This window comes from Streptomyces fuscigenes, assembly GCF_021556455.1.
Taxonomy (GTDB): Bacteria; Actinomycetota; Actinomycetes; order Streptomycetales; family Streptomycetaceae; genus Streptomyces; species Streptomyces fuscigenes.
In genome coordinates this window covers 1-2,077 of sequence record NZ_JAKGCV010000671.1, presented here as the reverse complement: position 1 = coordinate 2,077, position 2,077 = coordinate 1, and the positions used below count along the sequence as shown (strand labels likewise).

Sequence of the window (2,077 nt, the reverse complement as noted above, 5' to 3'; positions counted from 1 at the left end):
CGGGCGTCCGCCGCGCTCCCGCGGGCGCGCGGCGCCGTGTCCTCCGGCGCGTGCGCGCGCACGCGCCGGGCGCGCAGCCGTCGGCCGAAAAAGCAGGTGAGCGATGTCAGTGGCGCCCCGTAGTCTCGGTCGGATGTCTGAGAACCAGCCGCCTCCCCCCAAACGGTCGGCCGTGAGAACGCTTCTGCGCCTGTGGCCGTACGTCAGACCCGTGCGGGCCCGGCTCAGCGGCGCCGCGGCCGTCGCCGTCGTCGCGTCCTGCCTCGCCCTCGTCTTCCCGCTCGTCTTGAAGTGGATGGTGGACGGGCCGGTCCGGGACGGGGACACCGCCGGGATCTGGCGCGGCGCGCTGTACCTGCTGCTGCTCGGCGTCGGCGAGGCAGGCCTGTTCGGCGTGCGCAGGTGGCTGGTGGCGCGCCCGCTCGCCGGGGTGGAGGCGGCCATGCGCGCCGACCTCTACCGCCATCTGCAGCGGCTGCCGGTCGCCTTCCACGACCGCTGGCCCTCGGGCCAGTTGCTGTCCCGCGGCACGACCGACCTGATGCTGCTGCGCCAGTTCCTCGCCTTCCCGCTGACGTTCCTCCTCGTCAACGGCACGACGATCCTGGTCGGCTGCGTGATCCTGCTGGTCCAGGACTGGACGCTGGGGCTGGTGCTGCTGATCCCGGTGGTGCCGCTGGTGATCCTGTGCTCCCTCTTCGAGACGCGCTACGCGCTCGTCGCGCGGCGCGCGCAGGACCAGGTCGGCGACCTGACGACGGTCGTCGAGGAGGGCGTGCTCGGCATCCGCATCGTGAAGGGGTTCGGCCGCCACCGCAGCCAGGCGCTGGCCTTCCGCGCGCTGGCCCGGAAGGTCCGCGGCACGGAGATCGAGAAGGGCCGCCTGCTCGCGGGCATCTGGGCGGTCATCACGACCATCCCCGAGCTTGCCATCGCGGCGGCGCTGGTCCTCGGCACCGCCCAGGTCGCCGACGGCGGGCTCTCGGCGGGGACCCTCGTCGCGTTCCTGTCGACCGCGCTCGCGCTGCGCTGGCCGGTGGAGTCGATCGGTTTCATGCTCGCGATGAGCCAGGAGGCGGTCACGGCAACGGAGCGGTTCTTCGAGCCGATGGACGCCGAGGAGGAGGGGGACGCCGCCGCGGCGGGCACCGGCGCGGCAGACGCCCTTGCGGCAGGCGCCCTTGCGCCGGGCACCGACGGATCAGCGGCCACCGGATCCGCCGCCGGGGCGCGGCCGGGGCCCGGTGCGGGCGGGGACGGGCTGCGCTTCGAGGGCGTGTCCTTCGGCTATCCGGACGCGCCCGCGGGCACCGAGCCGGTGCTGGGCCGCATCGACCTGCACGTGCGGCAGGGCGAGACCATGGCGCTGGTCGGCGCGACGGGCTCGGGCAAGACGACGCTCACCGCGCTCGTTCCGCGGCTGCACGAGGCGACGGGCGGTCGCATCACGCTGGACGGCGAGGACATCGCCTCGATGCCGCGCGAGCGGCTGCGCCGCCTGGTGTCGGTGGCGTTCGAGGAGCCGACGCTGTTCTCGGCGAGCGCCGGGGAGAACGTACTGATGGGTGCGGGCGACGCGCCGGGCGAGGGCGACCTGGACCGGGCCCTCGACATCGCGCAGGCGGGCTTCGTGCGGGCCCTTCCGCACGGCACGGACACGCAGGTCGGCGAGCAGGGGCTGGCCCTGTCCGGCGGCCAGCGCCAGCGCCTCGCCCTGGCACGCGCGGTCGTCGGCCGGCCGCGCTTCCTCGTCCTCGACGACCCGCTGTCCGCGCTGGACGTGCACACGGAGGCCCTGGTGGAGGCCGCGCTGCGGCGCGTACTGCGCGGCACGACCGCGCTGGTGGTCGCCCACCGCCCCTCCACGGTCCTGCTGGCCGACCGGGTCGCGCTGATCTCCGGGGGCCGGGTGGCCGCGGTCGGCACGCACCAGGAACTGCTGCGCGAGAACGAGGAGTACGCCTGGCTGATGGCGGGCGAGAAGCCCCCGCCGGGCGCGGGGGACGGCCCGGACCGGGCGGACGGCGCGGCCGGCGACACGGCGGCCGGCGACGGCGGGGCCCGTGCGGACGGGGCA

At 75.5% G+C, this 2,077-nt stretch carries 1 protein-coding gene; it reads left to right on the top strand.

Annotated features, from left to right (window positions below):
• Positions 1-133 precede the first annotated feature (133 nt).
• On the top strand, positions 134-2,077 hold a 1,944-nt coding region (locus tag L1885_RS27600; RefSeq protein WP_235799876.1), incomplete at its 3' end, for an ABC transporter ATP-binding protein.